The organism is Sinomicrobium pectinilyticum (assembly GCF_003725735.1).
Taxonomy (GTDB): Bacteria; Bacteroidota; Bacteroidia; order Flavobacteriales; family Flavobacteriaceae; genus Sinomicrobium; species Sinomicrobium pectinilyticum.
In genome coordinates, this window is sequence record NZ_RJTM01000108.1 from 24,681 (window position 1) to 41,307 (window position 16,627).

Here is a 16,627-nt window from a genome sequence, read left to right on the forward strand (position 1 = left end):
TCCGGGAAAAACAAGAATATTACCAGTACGTCCCCGCCAGAAAAGTCATCCTTATAAAGGTAATGGTGCTGTTGTGTGAAAGTTGCAGGGGCTGATCGGGAGCGATTATTTCCTCGTCATCGACAAATACCAGGAAAAGCCCATCTTTGAAAGCAAGCATGGCACTTTCTATGGCCTTGTCCGTATCTGCCGGTGTTGTATTGTAAATATTCCCGAACCCGATTTTTCCCTCTCCGGATCTTTCCTGGATTTCCGAAGGGGCCAGGAACGGGCTCAATAGTATTTCCGTACGTTCGTTATTGTAACGTTTTACTTCGCTTATTACGCATTGCTCTATGAGGCCGGAAAGTGTTTCCGGATATTTTTCCACCGGAAATACTACCGTTTTTACTTTCTTTTTCCCTAGTCTTTTTAATTGAAGCCGGATATCCTGCATGTTATTAGTATGAGTTTCGGTTCGGAACCCTGCTCCCGACGGAGATGGGATTCATTGCCGTTATTTTAATTCCTGCAAATCCCGGCCACGGATTGTCCCGTCTTTTCATGAGGGAAATCAATCGTTCTCTTAAATTATTTTGCGTATCCGTGGCAGCCTGTTGCAAACCTAAGGTTTTTCCGTTCATAACAGTCTGGTATTTATTATTTTTGGATTTGTGCGAGAATAGTCGGGTCTTTGATCCCGGAATCTTCGGCCAGTAATTTCATTTTCGAAATGATCTCTGCCGATTTCGGATCATCATCCATAAAAGGAAGGAATACCCGTCCGCGGTGCTGGCTGTGAACCGGGATGATGGACAACTGTAATCCGTCCTTAAATACAATACCGCTTCCCAGGTGGACACTATAGTTCGCCAGCTTCCCTGTAATGAGTAAATGACGTTCTTTTACCTCCACATTATCCAATTTAAACAACCGGGCCGATTCCGTGGCAAGAAGCGCACGCATTTCCATAGTACTGTGACTGGCTTCCGGATCTACTTCCCCTACATGTGCCACACTTACAACCAGGTCCACATCGCGCATTACTTCGCTGAAGATTACCGGGTTTATTTCCTTTAAGGGTACCTTGTGGTAATCTTTCAGATAGTGGAAACATACTTCTTCGAGTGTAGGGGCTTCTGTTTCTGCCGGTGAATACCAGTCTGCCATGGCATAAAGCGTAGCCATTACACCATGCTGATGGAATACTTTCTGAAGACCTTCTTCGTAATTTACCGTCCATCCCCGCGATCGTAACAGGGCGATCGTTTTCCTGGGCTGAACCTGATGTCCCTGATACCTCTCGGAACGGTTGCTCAATTCCATTTCATTTTCAGTAGGCAGATATAATTCCCGGAATACTTGTTTGAAGGGCTGTACAATGGCGTGATCGAAAAGATATTTCTGGTACAGGTCCCACTGTACGGCATGATAGAGATGTACGGGATGCGCAATAACCAGTTTGTCCTCTTTGTCCGGTGTAACCGAATTCCCCGCAGGATCTGTTAATGTACTGTTATTCCAAAAGCCGGAAAATTGTTTTTCCCTGTTAAACAGTACAAGCTTGCCAAGCATTGCTTTAACTACCGGGTGCTCCATAATACCCGCGATTTCCCCGGAGGAGAAGCTGTCTTCCCTTATCATTGCATTTTCCAGGGATTCCCGGGTACGGGTGTATTGTTTTTTGAGATATTCTTTATGCGCTTTGAGCTGTAATATGTCTTTATCTTTTTTGTATTTGGCGGGAATGGATTTTTGTGGCTTTCCGTTTTTGGTCACCCGTATATCGGCTTTCCCATCCGGGGTGACTACCAGTGCTATTTCCGTATCATCTTTAACCACTCCCGGGTTCTCCATGATCTTTTGTGCGGCTTTGGCCTCCATTGCCCAACTGAACCGGATACGGTCTTCGTACCCGGCATTCCGGGCAAGGTTGTCCAGCCCTATCTCCACCGCATTGGCTTCACTGGCCTGGCGCTGGGCACCGAACTGTTTGCTTTCCTTAAGGAAGGTTTGTAACAGGTCATAGCGTTTGAGAAGGTCATTTTCCGGATTTGCCTTGCTGATGGGGATCAGCCCGAGGGCCATGACATAATCCTTGTCCCTTTTCTCGGTGATTTTTTTGAGAGTTTCCCGTATTTTGGTCTCTCCCAATAGTACGGAAGAGTAAATTTTCACTCTTCTGTAGCCCATTCCGTCCGAGAGGTATTTGGCCGATTCATGCAGTAATTTCCAATTGGTCTTTCCCAGGCTTTCATATACCTTTTTAAACCAGTTAATATCTATGGCACCCCTGCTGAAATCGTTCTTTGGTATACCGGAATATCTGGAAATAACCGTTTCTTTTTCGGCAGTCATGTAATCGGTCGTATGTGCCAGGAACCACCATACCGCTTCTTTCAGGTTATCTATTTTCAGATAATCGCCCAGCCAGTCTGCCCATTGTGTAGCGAAACATGCAATTTCTATGTTCCGTTTTCTGGTAAGTTTTAAGGAATCCATCATCTGGGAAAAATCAGAGAGTGGTTCGTCTTCTGCCGGAATGGTGTGTTTCAGCAGGTGACTGAAACTTCTAGACCTGGTATTTGTGTCGTAATAACCATTGCCCCGGTCAAACTTCTCGTTTTTCATGCGTTGCATGATGCTGTGAAAATAGCGCGTGCCCTCCACTACATTAAAGCTTTTTACATAAGGAGATACTTCGGTTTCCAGATCGCCCCGTTCCAGTTCCACGGCCAGCATGTTATATTTTACCGTTTCCATCACCGGGGGGCGCTCCATGTCCTTGAAGCGGTTTTTCAAATAGTTATTACCCCCGTCCAGGTAGTAGAAAAAGGGGGGATTCATAAGTGCGAGTAACTGTACGTCCTCTTTCGTAATATACCCGTCTTTGTAAAGGTCCAGCGTAAGTTTTAATGAAGTGTTTTCATGGTTTCTGTACCTGCTGTCCGCATTCAGTTTGGGAATGGCCGGAATTATTTCTTTGATGTCGGTTACCTTTGCCGGGAAATTCAATTCATGCGCCATAAGGTATTGCTGCATGTTCCAGAACCGCAATTGCTGTTCCGGTACCAGTGACATTACTTCATGTTCCCGGATATCAAAGGCCAGTTCCGGGATGATTTGATACCAGTCCCTGTGATTATAGCTATCGCCAACGGTCATCGAAACCTCTTTAAGCTCCGGCGGTATACCGGCCAGCATATCTTCCATGACATCAAGTTTGAATGTTGTGATGGTCGTGACGTCTGCAAAAGTCTCTGTCAAGAGGGAGAGCAGAACACACATTTTGCTGAGTACGGGGTCTGTCTGGTAGGCATGAGGCCGTGGTTTAAGGTGCAGACCTTCGATTTTCGGGATATAAATGTCCCTGAACTTCCCGGCTTCCGGGGTGAGCCCGGCCTGGCGGTATGGGTATTCCAGTTGTCTGCACCAGTACAGGCATACCATGAGTTCCAGATCGTTTAAAGTACTTTCTTCATACCATTTTTCCCATGTTTCCGCCAGTACCAGATGCCGGAAACGTTGATTTACGGGAAGATTGCGTACATTTTCTCCGGAGTACACATAATCCAGCCGTTGGGAAAGTAATGTAGTTACAATTTCATCCTGGTATCCTCTGGCCCGGTACTCATAATCCTTGTGTTTTTCAAAAAGCGAAATAAGCCTGTTTAACTGGGAAACGATTTTACCGGTATCCATAAAGCTCTTAAAGAGGAAACTGTTTTTCTTTTTGAGGAAGGAGATCCCGGTCTTACGCTCGAATTTTTGTTCGGGATTAAATAAAGGGCTCAGGTTGTCATAATCGATGATGCCAAATCCGTTTTCGAACGAATACTCGCTGGTGCGGTCCTGGAGTTTATCAATAAAAACAGACTCGTTTTTACTGAGGGCCCTGTTTTTGTATTGCGTTGCCTGCGCTTTTACAAAATCCGGATATTGCTGTTTGTCATACAGTATCGTGAGTATTTCCAGCCCTGCCAGGCGTTGCGGTAGTCTGGCGGAGGAGAGGAGGTTATGGATGCGTTGTTTTAAGGGTTCTTCGGGTTGTTTCAGCAATACGTCTATACTGCCGGAGCGGATGTGTTTGCTTTTTCGTGCCAGCAATTGTTCCAGAACATCCAGTTCTTCCGGAAACAGTTCCATTTTGCGGAACAGGTTCATCCCTGTGGCGGAAACCGATTCGTTTCTGTCCTGTATGGCCTGAAGCACTACGGTACGCTGCCAGGAACCCCTGGGAGGATTAAATGCAGCTTCTGTCTTATTGTTGTTGTACCGGGCAGAATAGGTATAGAACCCCGGGAAAACCGTACGCATGTAAAATTCCCTTATTTCGGAAGGTAATGCAGCCAGGCCGGAGCCTAATATTTCCAGTTGTTTTTCCGAGGCTTTATTGATGAGGAACCTGTAAAAATAATCCGGAGTGATTTTGTAGCTCTTCCATGAGAATCCGTTTCCGGAAAATGTTTTTCCCTCTTTTGGAAGGCTTTCCGCGCGTTGTCTTATTTTTGCAAAAAAGGGATCACTGAGGTTAAATTCCGGCATGTTCAGGAGCATCCAGTAATCGTATTCTTCGTCTTTTCCGAAATGGTTTTCTGCATAACCAACCAGTTCATTACGGGTACGCTGTGTCTCATGAATGAAAAACAGGGCTACCAGTTTTTCATTTTTACCGGCAGTATCACTGAAAACCGTATCGAATGCCATTTTATTGGCTTCATCGACATTGGTCAGTCCTTTTACCCAGAATGCCGTATAAGCTTCCAGATGATCCCGGCTTCCGGCGGCTTCGGAAACAGATCCCGGGTCCTGTAATAGTTTCAATACAATGGTTAATATACGTTGTATAGTGGCTTTTTTAGGGGCTTCCCAGCCAAAACCGAACCATGAATCCACTGCCCGGACCACGCTGCTGAAGCGGTACAGATCTTCATCCAGAATAAGTTTTGTCATGTATTCAAGTGCCCCTATAGAGGTAAAATCCAGTACTTCCAGAATAGTTTGACGCAGTCCTTCCTGTCGCTGTGCCGCCAAAAGGAGGTTGCCTACGGGCTTCCAGTGTTCCGGGTTTTCGGAAAGCAGTAGGGCTTTGATAATTTGCGCACTTACCGATCCTGTTTCGTCCTCACCGTTAATGATATCTTCGAAAACCGGGAAATAGGTTTGCGGAGCTGTTTTCAATAATAGCGAGAACAATAAGGCATGACTTTCGTACTGATGATGGAACAGGCTGCCATATCGTATTTGCTCTTCAAAAGGGATGAAAGCAAAACCTGCAATTCCGGAAGAATACAGGGATTGCAGTTGCTGCAATTGTACCTGGTTATAGGTGACAGAAGGCTTGTTGCGGAAAGGTCTCCTGTAATAGCCTGTCTGATAGGGCAAAGAGAAGACCAAATCCCATATACCCTCTATGTAGGGAGCCCTGATACTGCCAAAAAGCAATTCGGCCAGGCGCCTGCCCTCGGCTGATCTCCACGGATTAAAGGCAGGGTCTTTACTGACGTGGTTTACATAAATGGTGATATGAGCAACACTACCGAAGGTCTTCCGGGTTTGGTTCGTAATAATTCTCCCGAGTACCTGGTAGGGTCTGGAAAAGGCGGACAGATCCTTTTCGGTTACCTGTATCTTTTGTTGCGTGCCAATATATTCACGGGCCTGTTCCTGGGTAATCATTTGTATATATGTTTGTATAGAAGACAAACTTAGCAGTTTAGCTTAAAAAACAGTATACCAGAAATCCGGGATTTCCTTTCGTTGACAATAATTTAATATAAGCCTGATATAAAGACGCCTTGGTCTGTAAGAAGGGGTAAGGATAATGAAGGCTTCCCGATTTTTCAAATTTTACCTTAAGTAAATCTGGTATATTGTTTTATTGCGGCACTTTAGCAGTGTGAAAAAATTATAGTCCGGATTACTTTCCCGAAACCGCCCGGAATTCCAGATTCTTTCCTAATTCCGGTTTTTACTTTGCCGTATAATCTGATAAAGACACCTATGAGACTATTGCTGAGTATGTTGTTCCTCGGGTTACTCTATATACCCGTATCCGCCCAGATAACACCTCCCGGCCTGGGGGAAGTAAACAGTTCCGGGTGGTTTGCCGTCGGGGTAAAGGAAGACCTTAATGCAGAAAAGCACCTTACATCCACCACTTTTATAGGAATAGGGAGTACCAATAGCCCGGGAAGTGATAATCCTTTCGGCAGGGGGACCATTTATGTATTCAACCAGGAGATCGAACATCGGTTTGCCAAACACTGGAAATATTCCGGGGCATTGAGTTACAGGTGGCAGAACCAGTTTAACGAAGAGCCTCCTTATGATGCCCGTCAGGAAGTAAGGGTTTACGGCCGTTATTCTTATCTGCACCCGGGAGAGTTCATCAGCTTTTCGTTTACGTTCCGCCCGGAATTGAGGTTGTTCTATACCCCCGGTTTCGAACCCTATAAGAAAAAGGCACAGTTTCGGGGCAGGTTAAGCGGAAAAATGACCATAAACCTCAATCCGGATAAAACCCAGAAACTGATAACTGCCGCGGAAGTTCTTTACGCTGCCGATAAAAAGGAACACTGGGATACCTGGGAATACGGCGAAAGCAGGTTTTCTGTCTATTATTCCCTGAACCTGCCAAAGCAGGATGTGACCTTGAATTTCGGTTATATGAACAACCTTCTGGGGAATGATTTCTCTCAGGATGCACATTATGTGGCCTTCGATATTATATTTAAGAACCTCTTCCGGTCCGGAAAATAGAAAGCAGGGTTTACGGAACTTATTTTTGAAAGTGGTATTTCTCTCTCACGTAGCGGTTTTTAATATCGGCAGATATGTGCAGGTCGGCTAAAAGGAATACAAATTTATATGGAAAAGCTTGAGGCGTTTCGCCCGGTAAGTTCAAGGTTATATTATACGATGTTCTTTTCTACCCAGTGCAGGAATCCTTTTTTATAATGCCGGCCCACGGGAATATATTTATTACCGATCTGTATACCGGCAGGGGTGAATTTTGAAATATGTTCCAAAGAGACGATAAAAGAACGGTGTATCCGCATAAAATGTCCTCCGGGCAGCTTTTCCTCGGCCTGGGAAAGGCTCATCAGCGTAAAATAATTACCGCACAACGTAGCCAGTTTAACGTGGTTTTTGATACTTTCTATGTACAGTATATTCTTCAGATAAATCTTGATGAATTCCCGGTCCGACTTGATATAGATGAACGGTTCTGAAAAAAGGACACGATTGTCCGCAGGAGTTTCCCTCGGGATGTTCAGTGGTTTTTGGTGCTGCTTGTACACCTTGGCAATGGCCTTGGTAAACCTTCCGAAAGAAATGGGTTTCAGCAGGTAATCAGTAATCTCAAGTTCATAGCCGTCGAGAGCGAATTCCCGGTGGGCGGTGGTGAGGATGACGGCCGGATGGTCGTGTAACGAATGCAGGAACTGGATTCCCGATATTTTTGGCAATTGTATGTCCAGGAACAAAATGTCTACGGGGCTTTTCTGCAGACTGGTAAAGGCATCCATGGCATTATGGTGAACACCCGTGATCTCCAGGTCACTGAAATGCCCGATATAGCTTTCCAGTACCTTTACCGCCGGCTGTTCGTCTTCTACGATCATACACTTCATAAGCTTATCTTTAAGTTAATCAAAAAAGTTTCGGTTTGGGTCATACTGAGAAAATGTCTTTCCGGGTAAAGCAGTTCCAGTCGCTTTTTTACATTGTTCAGCCCTATACCGCTTTTCACCCCGGGGCTCCCGTTATTGTTTTCCGGCAGACTGTTTTCCACAATAAAGGTCAGTTGGTTTTCATCCGTTTGTAAATGGATACGTATCCACGAGTGTTTTTCATCCTTGAACACGCCGTGCTTGAAGGCATTTTCTACAAAGGGGATCAGTAGCAGCGGGGCGATGGTCTTTCCCCCGACATCACCGTCTACCTCAAAAGAAAGGTCCGTCCTGTCGCCATACCGTATTTTTTCCAGTTCGATATAATTCCGGATAAGTGCTACTTCCTTTTTCAGTGCTACCAGGTCCACATTACACTCATACAACATATAGCTCAGCATGTCCGATAGTTTTAAAATGGCCCCTGCCCCGTTTTTATCCCCCGAAAGGACTATGCTGTATATATTGTTCAGCGTATTGAAAAGGAAATGGGGCTGTAACTGGTTTTTCAGTATCTGGAGTTCGGCGTCCATTTTATCTTCTTTTAACTGTGCATTCATCCGTTCCTGCCGGAGATACCGCTGTATCATTTTTATAATCACGACCAGGGAGGCTACGTATACCAGGTCAATAGCCCTGAAAAAGGTTTTGACCGACCAGAATTCGGTAGGTTGCCCCCAGGCGATCTGAGGAAAATTGGACAGGAGGATCACGAGGAAGCCCACCCCCAGAAAGGCGAAGAACAGCATCAGGAAAAAAAGGGTGCCGTACTTTTTTTGAGAGAGAAATTTTGGAAACAGGTAATAAGCCACGAAATAGGCATAAGGCACTTTTACGGTCATGAAGATCAGTTCCAGCAGAAACCATTGCAGGTAGTCCGTCTCATAATAAGAAGCGTTGATCACGCAATAGAAAGTCAGCCAGCAACTCCAGTAAATGATGTGCCTGGCAATCCGTTCCGGTGGCCAGCCTTTATATTCTTTTTCGAAAGAGAGCATATATTCTTTGCTTATACAAGATTACAAATTAAGCTTCGTGATCAGAATAAAATAAGTACGAAGACCCCTAAACAATATACAGACAACCGCTTTTACGGTATGAAATGTCATTTTTACAAAGTGTGTTTATACCCGGTTTTCGTATGCAAAATAGTGATTATTGGGGAATGGAAGGAAGAAAAGGACAGATTTACAATCGGGCCTTACGAAAGGAAATCCCGGTAAAGTGCAAATATCCTGTGCCGTGATCTTGTGGCTTTTGCGTGAACATCGGAAATAAAAATGTTCCCGTGGGTACTATTATTTACTCACCAGGTTCTTGTAGACCACAGTATTCAGAAATTCATCTTTTCTCTGCCTGGAAACGGGAAGTGCCTTATGATTAATGTAAACGCGGTTCCCTTTTATCAGGTCTATATGCGAGAGGTGCACCAGATAGGATTTGTGTATTCTGAAAAAAGAATCCTTCGGGAGGATATTCTCCAGGAAAGTCATGGTCTGGTGTATGACGAGGATTTTATCCCTGAAGTGCAGTTTCAGATAATTCTGCATACTTTCCACATAGAGTATGTCCCTCCATATGATCTTCACGAAAGAATCTCCCTGGCGGATATACATCGGGGCATCGGGGTCTTCGCCTTTATTTCGGAGATTGAACGCTTCCCGTGCTTTTAATGCCGCCTGGAAAAAACGTTTAAATGTAATCGGTTTCAACAGGTAGTCCACCACCTGCAGCCTGTAACTTTCCAGGGCATACTCTGAATGAGCTGTAGTTAAAATGGTCAGGGGAGGGGTATCCAGGGATTCGAGGAATTCCATTCCCGAGAGATGTGGCATCTGAATATCGAGGAACATCAGGTCTACGGTAGATTTTTTGATATATTCAGCGGCTTCCAATGCGGAAGAACACACCCCGGCAACCTCCAGGAAATCCAGTTTGTCTATATAAGAAATGATCCCTTCCCTAGCAATGGGTTCATCATCCGTTACCAGGCATTTCAAAACGGTATGGTCCGTAGGTTTTGCAGGCTGTTCTTCCATAATCTACAATGTGATGTTTAACTGAATGGTATAGGAAAGCTCTGTTTCATGGATATGTAACTTATGATTTCCGGGGTAGAGGATTTCCAGGCGTTCTTTGATATTCTTCAGGCCCAATCCCGAGGCCAAAGCATTCTTTTTTTGTAACTGCTGTGTCGATTTTGAATTTTCGACTTCGAGATAAAAGGAATTCCTTTTTTGTTCGGCAAATACATTAATATATCCTTTTTCCGACAGGGAGCGGGAAACATGTTTAAAGGCATTTTCTATAAAAGTAATAAATAACAAAGGCTGTATTTCTTTTTCCCCGTCTTTGATCTTCCAGGTACAATGCACTTTTAACGCATCTCCCCACCTTATTTTTTCCACTTCAATCACATCCCGGAGAAATTGTATTTCCTGGTTTAAGGATACCGATTCCTTTTTGCCGTTATAAAGCTGGTAGCGGAGTATATCGGAATATTTAACGAGCAGGGCAGAGGCCAGTTCCACATCTTTTTGCATCAGGATGTGAATATGGTTCAACACGTTGAACATAAAATGCGGGTTGATCTGTTCCTGAAGGATTTGTAACTGGCTCCTTAAATGTATCTTCTCCAGCTTGGAATATTCGTAATAAAACCGCAGTCCGCAAAAACCGAGATTAATGACGAAGGGAGTTGGTAATTCACTTACAAATTCCAATAGCAGGGAATCTTTATATATCCACTGCGAAGAGGTGAAAAAACCTTTTTTTTCCAATAGCATAAACCCTTGGTAAGTCAGTGCATACATAAATGAAAGAAGTACGGACAAACCTATGAACCAACCGATAAAAACATTCATTTTTTTATGGTACATCGCCTTTTGTAACAGGCGATTGCTCAAAAAATAGGAAATCAGGATGGTCGGTATAAAAATACATGCGATCAATGAAAGGGCCGGCAGAGGTGGGTAATGATCCTTGAACTGTACCCAGACCAGGAAAACAATGATCGCCCAGATAAGGATAATGACACGGTTATAACTTCTGAAAAAATAATTTTTCATCTCTCTGAAAATCTCAGGTTGTTGATTTGTAATGATGTATATCGCGCCGGTAATCACCGGAAGATATTGGCCTTTGCCTGTTGAATCTCTGCTAAGAACTTCACTGTTGCAAAATTAACAGATAATACCATTGGACCGTTACTATTCGTCAAAGGAGTATTGCCATTCGTCAAATGTATTTTAACAGGGGGACGTTGCAGCTAATATTTGCAGGGTCAAATCCATACGGAGATGATCTTAACTGTTAAAAACAATGACTATGATAACAATTATGAGACTGTTTTGCATGATTTTATTGACCTTGCTGTCGGCCGGATTAAATGCCCAGGTTGAGCTGAAAACAGAATATATAGGTTCTTCCGGTTTTAAGGGTGAAGACAACAATAAAACGGATGGCAAGGGGGACGCGAAAATATTTTCGGTGAATGCCAGGATTCCCTTTTCCGTAAAGACGAATGGAAACAACAAACCTACAATATGGGGCCTGGGCGTAGGAGGAAGCTATACTTTCTTTAATAATAAAAATATGGATAGAGCGCTTGGCCCGGATAAAATAGTAAATGCACAGGTAGGCCTGTTCCATATGAGGCCGATTGGCGAAAAATGGTCTATCCTGGCTATGCTGGGCGCAGGGGTTTATACCAGTCATACCGACGTGTCGGATGTGCAATTAAATAATGTCCTGGGCAATGGCGGTGTGATATTTATATGGCATTTAAGGGATAACCTGGATATAGGGTTGGGCCCTGTTATAAATAATATAGTAGGATACCCCATGGTCTTCCCCGGGTTTTACTTCAATTGGGAATTAAACGGGCGTTATGAACTCAAGGCTTCCGCAGTGGACGGACTTGCCGTTTCGGCAGGGATGCAGCTACACGAAAATTTCAAGTTAAAACTAATAGCAGAACTGAATGGGACACTCGCATTGGAAAAAATTAACGGTAAAAAGATGATGTTCACACATCAGTATTTTGTAGCAGGTCTTCAGCCCGAGTTCATTCTTGGCAAATCATTTTCTATCCCTGTTACCGCAGGTATCTCTGCCGGAAGGGACGCATATTATCAGGAAAGGAATTTAAAGTCCATTTTTAAAAGTGATGATGATGAGCGTAATCCCCATTTCTCTGCTGCCCCCTATTTTTCGATTGCCTTGAAGTACAAATTCTGATACGTTTCTTTTTTTTATTATCTTCCGTGACTAAAATACGGTTAGCGGCCTGCAGCTGTTTTTAACCTTAAATTTTATACTATGGACTTTAAGCGGTTGTTCCGTTTTCTTCGGGACCTGAACAAAAACAACCACAAAGAATGGATGGATGCCAACCGGAAAGAATACCATGCAGTCAGGGATTCTTATAAAAAATGGCTGGAAGCCCTCGATGCCGAGCTTACAGCAATAGATACCGACTATGAACATACCCCACCCGGAAAAGCACTGAACAGGATAAACAATAACCTGTTGTATCACCCGAACAGGCCTGTGTATAAAGACAATTTCGGAGCGGTCCTGGACAAGGCGCCGCATAAGAGCGAATTTTATATCCATCTTGGTATTTCGGAGAGTTTCATAGCAGGAGGTTTTTACCGGCCGGATAAAGAGATACTTGCCAGTATCCGCGATGCTATAGACTACGACGGGGAAGAGTTGCAGAAGATTCTGAATAAACCTGCTTTCCGGAAATTATTTACGGAGGGTTTATATGATGATCGCCTGAAAACCACTCCCAAAGGATATGATAAAGAACACCCGCACATAGATCTTTTGCGGAATAAGAGTTATGTTGTGGTGCATAATCTGAAGGAAACAGCGATCACTTCTCCCGGTTTTAAGGAAGAGGTGATCGCTGTGTACAGGGAATTACTGCCGTTCCGTAATTACCTGAGTAAGGCCGTTACGGTATAATAGTATTATTTGGCCGGAAAGCCGGGATCTGCTTTTATTTCTTCTATCTGTAGCGTATGCCTGGCACTATGTGCCGCGATGAACAGGGTAAACTGATAGGCATCGATAGGGCCGAAAGGAGAATCGGTAACGTGGTTACGCATATCTTCCACGGCATTGCTTTTGATGTATTTTTTGATCTTTGCCCTTTGTTCCTCTAAAGCCTGGAGGGCTTCTTTTGCATTGGTGTATTTGTCGGAAGGTTGTATTTCTTCCGGAGCCTGGGCTTTCTGGCTGCGGTCGGTCATCCCTTTGATGAGGTCTTCATCGGTTATTTTTATTTCCTCCCTTCGTTCCGGATTGGCAGGCTCCCCCATCAGTTTTTCCACCATATCGAAAATATATCCTTCCGTGAGTACAATATGTTCCAGGCACTGGGCTACCGACCATTTATCCGGGGCAGCCTTGAATTCCAATTGTTCGCTGCTCAGCCCTTTTACGTTCTGCAACAGGTTTTTGTTGGTCTCTTTGAAATAGTCCAGCAGAACTTGCTTGTCATCTTTGGCAATTACCGAAGATTTTGTGTGATTACTTGTGCTGATGGTATCCTTTGTACCGAAAGCGGTCAGTATGACAAAGGCTGCAATAATGATACTTACTTTTTTCATGGTTTCTGATTTTAGTTTTTTGATATGAGTAAAATAAAGCAATAGAATCTTAAATTCCGGGGACTAATGGTCTTCCTGTTTTTGAGGCCGGTTTTCACCCGTAACATCCTTTTTCCGGAAAGGGATGAGAGTGCGCAGGCGTTCGTCATAAAGATATACACCAAGCCATACCAGTATTCCGAAAATCACAGCGAAATAAACCGGCTGCTCCACACGAAAATGTGTTGCCGTTGCCCCGCCGAGATAACCGGTAAGCAATATGGCTCCGAGTACAGCAGTACGTGGTATAATGTAAAGCACAGTGCATAACAACAGGATTATACCTATGGGAACAACGGTGCTTTCCGGATAGCCCAGAGCTATTGTACCTTCAACGGAAGGGGTGGCCTTAACAACCTTCATAACGGCGTCCATGAGCAGGAAGAGAACGAGCAACACACTGATGATCTTTCCTGTCCAGAACATTTTTTTTGATACCTTCTTTGGTGTTTCCATTTGTCTTTGTTTTAACTTTTGATTTTAATCAGTTTTATTTCTATAAAATCCCTCCATTCTTTTTTGTCGGTCAATTGCTGCCACATACCATTGAGAGTGTTGTTATTATGGTCGAACCTTCCCTTAAAACGCAGTTTTTCCCCGTTAATACTATAGCTGTCCCCTTTTAAGCGGCCCAGCATTATTCCCGAAGCACCACTATTGTTGTAATGCTGCATCTTAGCCTGATTACCGGATTGGTCAGGTCCGATGATCTCGTAGGTTTGACTTTTTTCTTTCCCGATTTCCACATCGGCTTTATGAAGAATGAAAAATCCGTCCAGTATGGGGCTGTAAATATCCTTTCCCTTTATTTCCGTTTCCGGGTTTTCCGGGGTTTCCAGTATTCGCCCCTCGGTTTCCCATTGTCCGATAAGCTTGTTAAAAGGGCTGTCTTCGATTCTCGTCTTTCCCATGCCAAAGGTTTTTATCTGGAACGATTGTTTATTCGGACCACATACGAAGTGATCTCCTTAACCTTGGGGTCCTTAAAACCACTGAAGACATATATGTCACAAAAAGCATGGGACATCCCGTTTTCGTATAATACTGTCCCGTTGACGGCCGCAGTCTTTCCGTGGGTAATGACATGTTCGATCTCCGTCTTGGTTTTTCCTTCGTTTTTCATTTCCTTAAGGGCCGAGGCAAAAGCTTCTTTGCCTTGTACATACCTGTCACCCGGAATATCCCAGCTAATGTCCTGGGTAATATTGTCCATAATGTAACCGGTATCGTTTTCTGCAAATGCCCGGTGGAACGTTCGGAGAAATTTTTCTTTTTCGGTCATGGGTTCTGATTTTAGAGTTAAAGGTTCGGGAGTAGCTCCGGTTATCTTTCTAGATTTCTACTGTTTTCCAACGGCCTTTTTTAAAGAGCCATAAGGTATACAGCCCGACTGCGGTCTCAGAGACAAACACTGCCCAGAATACCCCGGAATGTTCCCAGCCGAGCGTAATGGCCAGCAAATAGGATAAGGGTATCTGGACAAGCCAGAAAAAGACAAAGTTTATCCTGGTAGGGGTTCTTGTATCCCCGGCCCCGTTAAATGCCTGTACCGAAACCATCCACCATCCGTATACAAAGTAGGAGTATGACAATATACGTAACCATTCGCCCCCGATAGCAATAACCCGGGGATTGTCTGTGAACAGGCTCATCAGCGGTTGGTTAAAGAAGAAGTAAACAAGAGAGACACAGACAAGAAAGATCATATTGTAAAATCCTATTTTCCATACGGCAGACTCCGCACGTTCCGGGTCTCCGGCGCCCAGGTTTTGCCCTACCAGTGTTGCTGCGGCGTTGGAGAGCCCCCAGGCGGGCATCAGGGTAAACATCATAATGCGGAGGGCTATGGTAGAACCTGCAACAGCTTCACTGCCTACATCGGCAAGGATGCGCATGAGAAAGATCCAGGAGGTCATGGCTACGATCATTTGCCCGATACCGCCCAGTGAAGTACGGAGGATGTGCCGCATCATCCCTGCATCCCAGTACAGTTGGGAAAGCCTGGCACGGATGTGTTTTCCGCCTTTGAAAAGGATCCACAATTGGGTCAGTACTCCTATGCCCCGTCCGATATTGGTGGCGATGGCCGCACCCTCTATGCCCATTGCGGGTACAGGGCCCCAACCGAAGATCAGCAGGGGGTCCAGCACCATATTGATCCCGTTGGATATCCAGAGGATACGCATGGCAATGGCCGCATCGCCCGCGCCGCGGAAAATGGCATTTATAACAAACAACAGCATGATCACGGCATTGCCGCCCAGCATCCACTGTGTATACCTGTAGCCGTGTTCCAGGCTCCACGTGTCGCCACCCATAAGTGTGAGCAGTTCCTTTGCGAAGAATATGCCACCGAGAGCAAAGGGAACAGAGGCCAGCAGGCCCAGAAAGATAGATTGGATGGCCGAGGCCCCGGCACTTTCCTTTTTCTTTTCACCTATCCTTCTGGCAATAATCGCGGTAACGGCCATGGAAAGCCCCATGGCTATGGAATAAAGGAGGAACAGGTAAGTCTCCGTAAGCCCTACGGTAGCAACGGCAGAGGGGCCGAGTTTGCCTACGAAATAGATATCCACTACGGCAAAGGCAGATTCCATGACCAGTTCCAGTATCATGGGGACTGCCAGGAGAAAGATGGCTTTCTTAAGGCCTACTTTTGTATAATCCGCCTCAGTACCCAAAACAGCATTTTTGAGCGCTTTGAAGATCGAAGATGCGGAATGCTTTTCTTTGGAGTGGTTGTTTTGTTCCTCTATGGGGTCCATTGTTTTTTGGGTTTAAGGTTTTGAGGAATTTTTATATAAATCGGTATTCCACATATGCCGGGGTGCCGCCTATTTTTCTTCGGCCAGTTCCTTTACTGTCCGAAGTGCCTTTGGCCACAGGTCCTCAAACATGCTTTTATGCTGTTCGTCGATGTCCATCTCTACAACCAGTTCGGTTTTTCCGTTAACGGTTTTCAGCGTATAGTTCTCTTCCCCGCTCCATTCCCTGGCCTGAGCACTTTCGGTGTCCTCCACGCCGTTTTTGTAGATACCGATGTGGCGGAAGGACATAAACTCTCCCGGAATATTTTTTGCGATTGTCGAGACCATGCCTTCCCCGGAATCTCCGTCGATAAAAAGTACCTTACTGCCTTCTTTCCACTGATCCGTTTCTACCTGTGAACTTTCACTGAAAGGAGCAGTCCATACCGGGTAAGTGTCTTCGTCCCAAAGAATATCCCACACTTTTTCCCGGGATGCATTAATGGTGATCTGAAATTTTTCCATGATTGAAAATATGTATAAGATAATAATTAATTTGGATATG

At 44.7% G+C, this 16,627-nt stretch carries 15 protein-coding genes; 3 read left to right on the top strand and 12 right to left on the bottom strand.

Annotated elements, in window-relative coordinates:
- Positions 1-19: 19 nt before the first annotated feature.
- Complete coding sequence (locus ED312_RS15975) at positions 20-436, bottom strand: hypothetical protein (protein ID WP_240643123.1); 417 nt, start codon at positions 434-436, stop codon at positions 20-22.
- A gap of 203 nt (positions 437-639) precedes the next feature.
- Entirely contained in the window at positions 640-5,658 is a 5,019-nt protein-coding gene (locus ED312_RS15985) for a DUF4132 domain-containing protein (protein WP_123217026.1), read from the bottom strand.
- Positions 5,659-5,982: 324 nt separating this feature from the next.
- Here ED312_RS15985 and ED312_RS15990 point away from each other — a divergent pair, with 324 nt between their 5' ends.
- On the top strand, positions 5,983-6,741 hold the full coding sequence (locus tag ED312_RS15990) for a DUF2490 domain-containing protein (protein WP_123217027.1): 759 nt from the start codon (positions 5,983-5,985) through the stop codon (positions 6,739-6,741).
- A 152-nt stretch (positions 6,742-6,893) separates the two neighbouring features.
- On the opposite strand, the gene ED312_RS15995 is transcribed toward ED312_RS15990, so the two are convergent.
- From ED312_RS15995 to ED312_RS16010, 4 genes are all read right to left on the bottom strand, one after another.
- Positions 6,894-7,616, bottom strand: coding sequence for a LytR/AlgR family response regulator transcription factor (locus ED312_RS15995; protein ID WP_123217028.1), 723 nt, complete (start codon positions 7,614-7,616; stop codon positions 6,894-6,896).
- Positions 7,613-8,653, bottom strand: coding sequence for a sensor histidine kinase (locus ED312_RS16000; RefSeq protein WP_123217029.1), 1,041 nt, complete (start codon positions 8,651-8,653; stop codon positions 7,613-7,615). The genes ED312_RS15995 and ED312_RS16000 overlap by 4 nt, the downstream gene beginning before the upstream one ends.
- A 300-nt stretch (positions 8,654-8,953) precedes the next feature.
- Entirely contained in the window at positions 8,954-9,694 is a 741-nt protein-coding gene (locus ED312_RS16005) for a LytR/AlgR family response regulator transcription factor (protein WP_123217030.1), read from the bottom strand.
- Between the two features lie 3 nt (positions 9,695-9,697).
- Positions 9,698-10,723: a sensor histidine kinase gene (locus ED312_RS16010; RefSeq protein WP_123217031.1), complete on the bottom strand. Its 1,026-nt coding sequence runs from the start codon at positions 10,721-10,723 to the stop codon at positions 9,698-9,700.
- A 259-nt stretch (positions 10,724-10,982) separates the two neighbouring features.
- Between ED312_RS16010 and ED312_RS16015 the strand changes: the two genes are divergently transcribed.
- Together ED312_RS16015 and ED312_RS16020 are read left to right on the top strand one after the other, a co-directional pair.
- Positions 10,983-11,894 (top strand): DUF6268 family outer membrane beta-barrel protein, encoded by a 912-nt coding sequence (locus ED312_RS16015; protein ID WP_206363269.1) that lies wholly within the window; start codon positions 10,983-10,985, stop codon positions 11,892-11,894.
- An 81-nt stretch (positions 11,895-11,975) separates the two neighbouring features.
- Entirely contained in the window at positions 11,976-12,629 is a 654-nt protein-coding gene (locus tag ED312_RS16020) for a DUF2461 domain-containing protein (RefSeq protein ID WP_123217032.1), read from the top strand.
- Positions 12,630-12,634: 5 nt separating this feature from the next.
- Here the strand turns inward: ED312_RS16020 and ED312_RS16025 are convergent, their stop codons facing one another.
- From ED312_RS16025 to ED312_RS16050, 6 genes are all read right to left on the bottom strand, one after another.
- Positions 12,635-13,276: a DinB family protein gene (locus ED312_RS16025; RefSeq protein WP_123217033.1), complete on the bottom strand. Its 642-nt coding sequence runs from the start codon at positions 13,274-13,276 to the stop codon at positions 12,635-12,637.
- Positions 13,277-13,339: 63 nt separating this feature from the next.
- Complete coding sequence (locus tag ED312_RS16030; RefSeq protein ID WP_123217034.1) at positions 13,340-13,771, bottom strand: DoxX family protein; 432 nt, start codon at positions 13,769-13,771, stop codon at positions 13,340-13,342.
- Positions 13,772-13,782: 11 nt separating this feature from the next.
- The gene (locus ED312_RS16035) at positions 13,783-14,226 is read right to left on the bottom strand and encodes a DUF1579 family protein (protein WP_123217035.1); all 444 of its coding nucleotides are present in this window, start codon (positions 14,224-14,226) and stop codon (positions 13,783-13,785) included.
- Between the two features lie 11 nt (positions 14,227-14,237).
- Complete coding sequence (locus ED312_RS16040) at positions 14,238-14,597, bottom strand: nuclear transport factor 2 family protein (protein ID WP_123217036.1); 360 nt, start codon at positions 14,595-14,597, stop codon at positions 14,238-14,240.
- 49 nt (positions 14,598-14,646) lie between these two features.
- Positions 14,647-16,080, bottom strand: coding sequence for an MATE family efflux transporter (locus ED312_RS16045; RefSeq protein WP_123217037.1), 1,434 nt, complete (start codon positions 16,078-16,080; stop codon positions 14,647-14,649).
- A gap of 69 nt (positions 16,081-16,149) precedes the next feature.
- Positions 16,150-16,587: an SRPBCC family protein gene (locus tag ED312_RS16050; RefSeq protein ID WP_123217038.1), complete on the bottom strand. Its 438-nt coding sequence runs from the start codon at positions 16,585-16,587 to the stop codon at positions 16,150-16,152.
- Positions 16,588-16,627 lie beyond the last annotated feature (40 nt).

What these genes read in the sequence shown, in the direction of transcription:
- ED312_RS15975 (WP_240643123.1), bottom strand. Translation starts at nt 436, where the DNA reads ATGCAGGATATCCGGCTTCAATTAAAAAGACTAGGGAAAAAGAAAGTA.
- ED312_RS15985 (WP_123217026.1), bottom strand. Translation starts at nt 5,658, where the DNA reads ATGATTACCCAGGAACAGGCCCGTGAATATATTGGCACGCAACAAAAG.
- ED312_RS15990 (WP_123217027.1), top strand. Translation starts at nt 5,983, where the DNA reads ATGAGACTATTGCTGAGTATGTTGTTCCTCGGGTTACTCTATATACCC.
- ED312_RS15995 (WP_123217028.1), bottom strand. Translation starts at nt 7,616, where the DNA reads ATGAAGTGTATGATCGTAGAAGACGAACAGCCGGCGGTAAAGGTACTG.
- ED312_RS16000 (WP_123217029.1), bottom strand. Translation starts at nt 8,653, where the DNA reads ATGCTCTCTTTCGAAAAAGAATATAAAGGCTGGCCACCGGAACGGATT.
- ED312_RS16005 (WP_123217030.1), bottom strand. Translation starts at nt 9,694, where the DNA reads ATGGAAGAACAGCCTGCAAAACCTACGGACCATACCGTTTTGAAATGC.
- ED312_RS16010 (WP_123217031.1), bottom strand. Translation starts at nt 10,723, where the DNA reads ATGAAAAATTATTTTTTCAGAAGTTATAACCGTGTCATTATCCTTATC.
- ED312_RS16015 (WP_206363269.1), top strand. Translation starts at nt 10,983, where the DNA reads ATGATAACAATTATGAGACTGTTTTGCATGATTTTATTGACCTTGCTG.
- ED312_RS16020 (WP_123217032.1), top strand. Translation starts at nt 11,976, where the DNA reads ATGGACTTTAAGCGGTTGTTCCGTTTTCTTCGGGACCTGAACAAAAAC.
- ED312_RS16025 (WP_123217033.1), bottom strand. Translation starts at nt 13,276, where the DNA reads ATGAAAAAAGTAAGTATCATTATTGCAGCCTTTGTCATACTGACCGCT.
- ED312_RS16030 (WP_123217034.1), bottom strand. Translation starts at nt 13,771, where the DNA reads ATGGAAACACCAAAGAAGGTATCAAAAAAAATGTTCTGGACAGGAAAG.
- ED312_RS16035 (WP_123217035.1), bottom strand. Translation starts at nt 14,226, where the DNA reads ATGGGAAAGACGAGAATCGAAGACAGCCCTTTTAACAAGCTTATCGGA.
- ED312_RS16040 (WP_123217036.1), bottom strand. Translation starts at nt 14,597, where the DNA reads ATGACCGAAAAAGAAAAATTTCTCCGAACGTTCCACCGGGCATTTGCA.
- ED312_RS16045 (WP_123217037.1), bottom strand. Translation starts at nt 16,080, where the DNA reads ATGGACCCCATAGAGGAACAAAACAACCACTCCAAAGAAAAGCATTCC.
- ED312_RS16050 (WP_123217038.1), bottom strand. Translation starts at nt 16,587, where the DNA reads ATGGAAAAATTTCAGATCACCATTAATGCATCCCGGGAAAAAGTGTGG.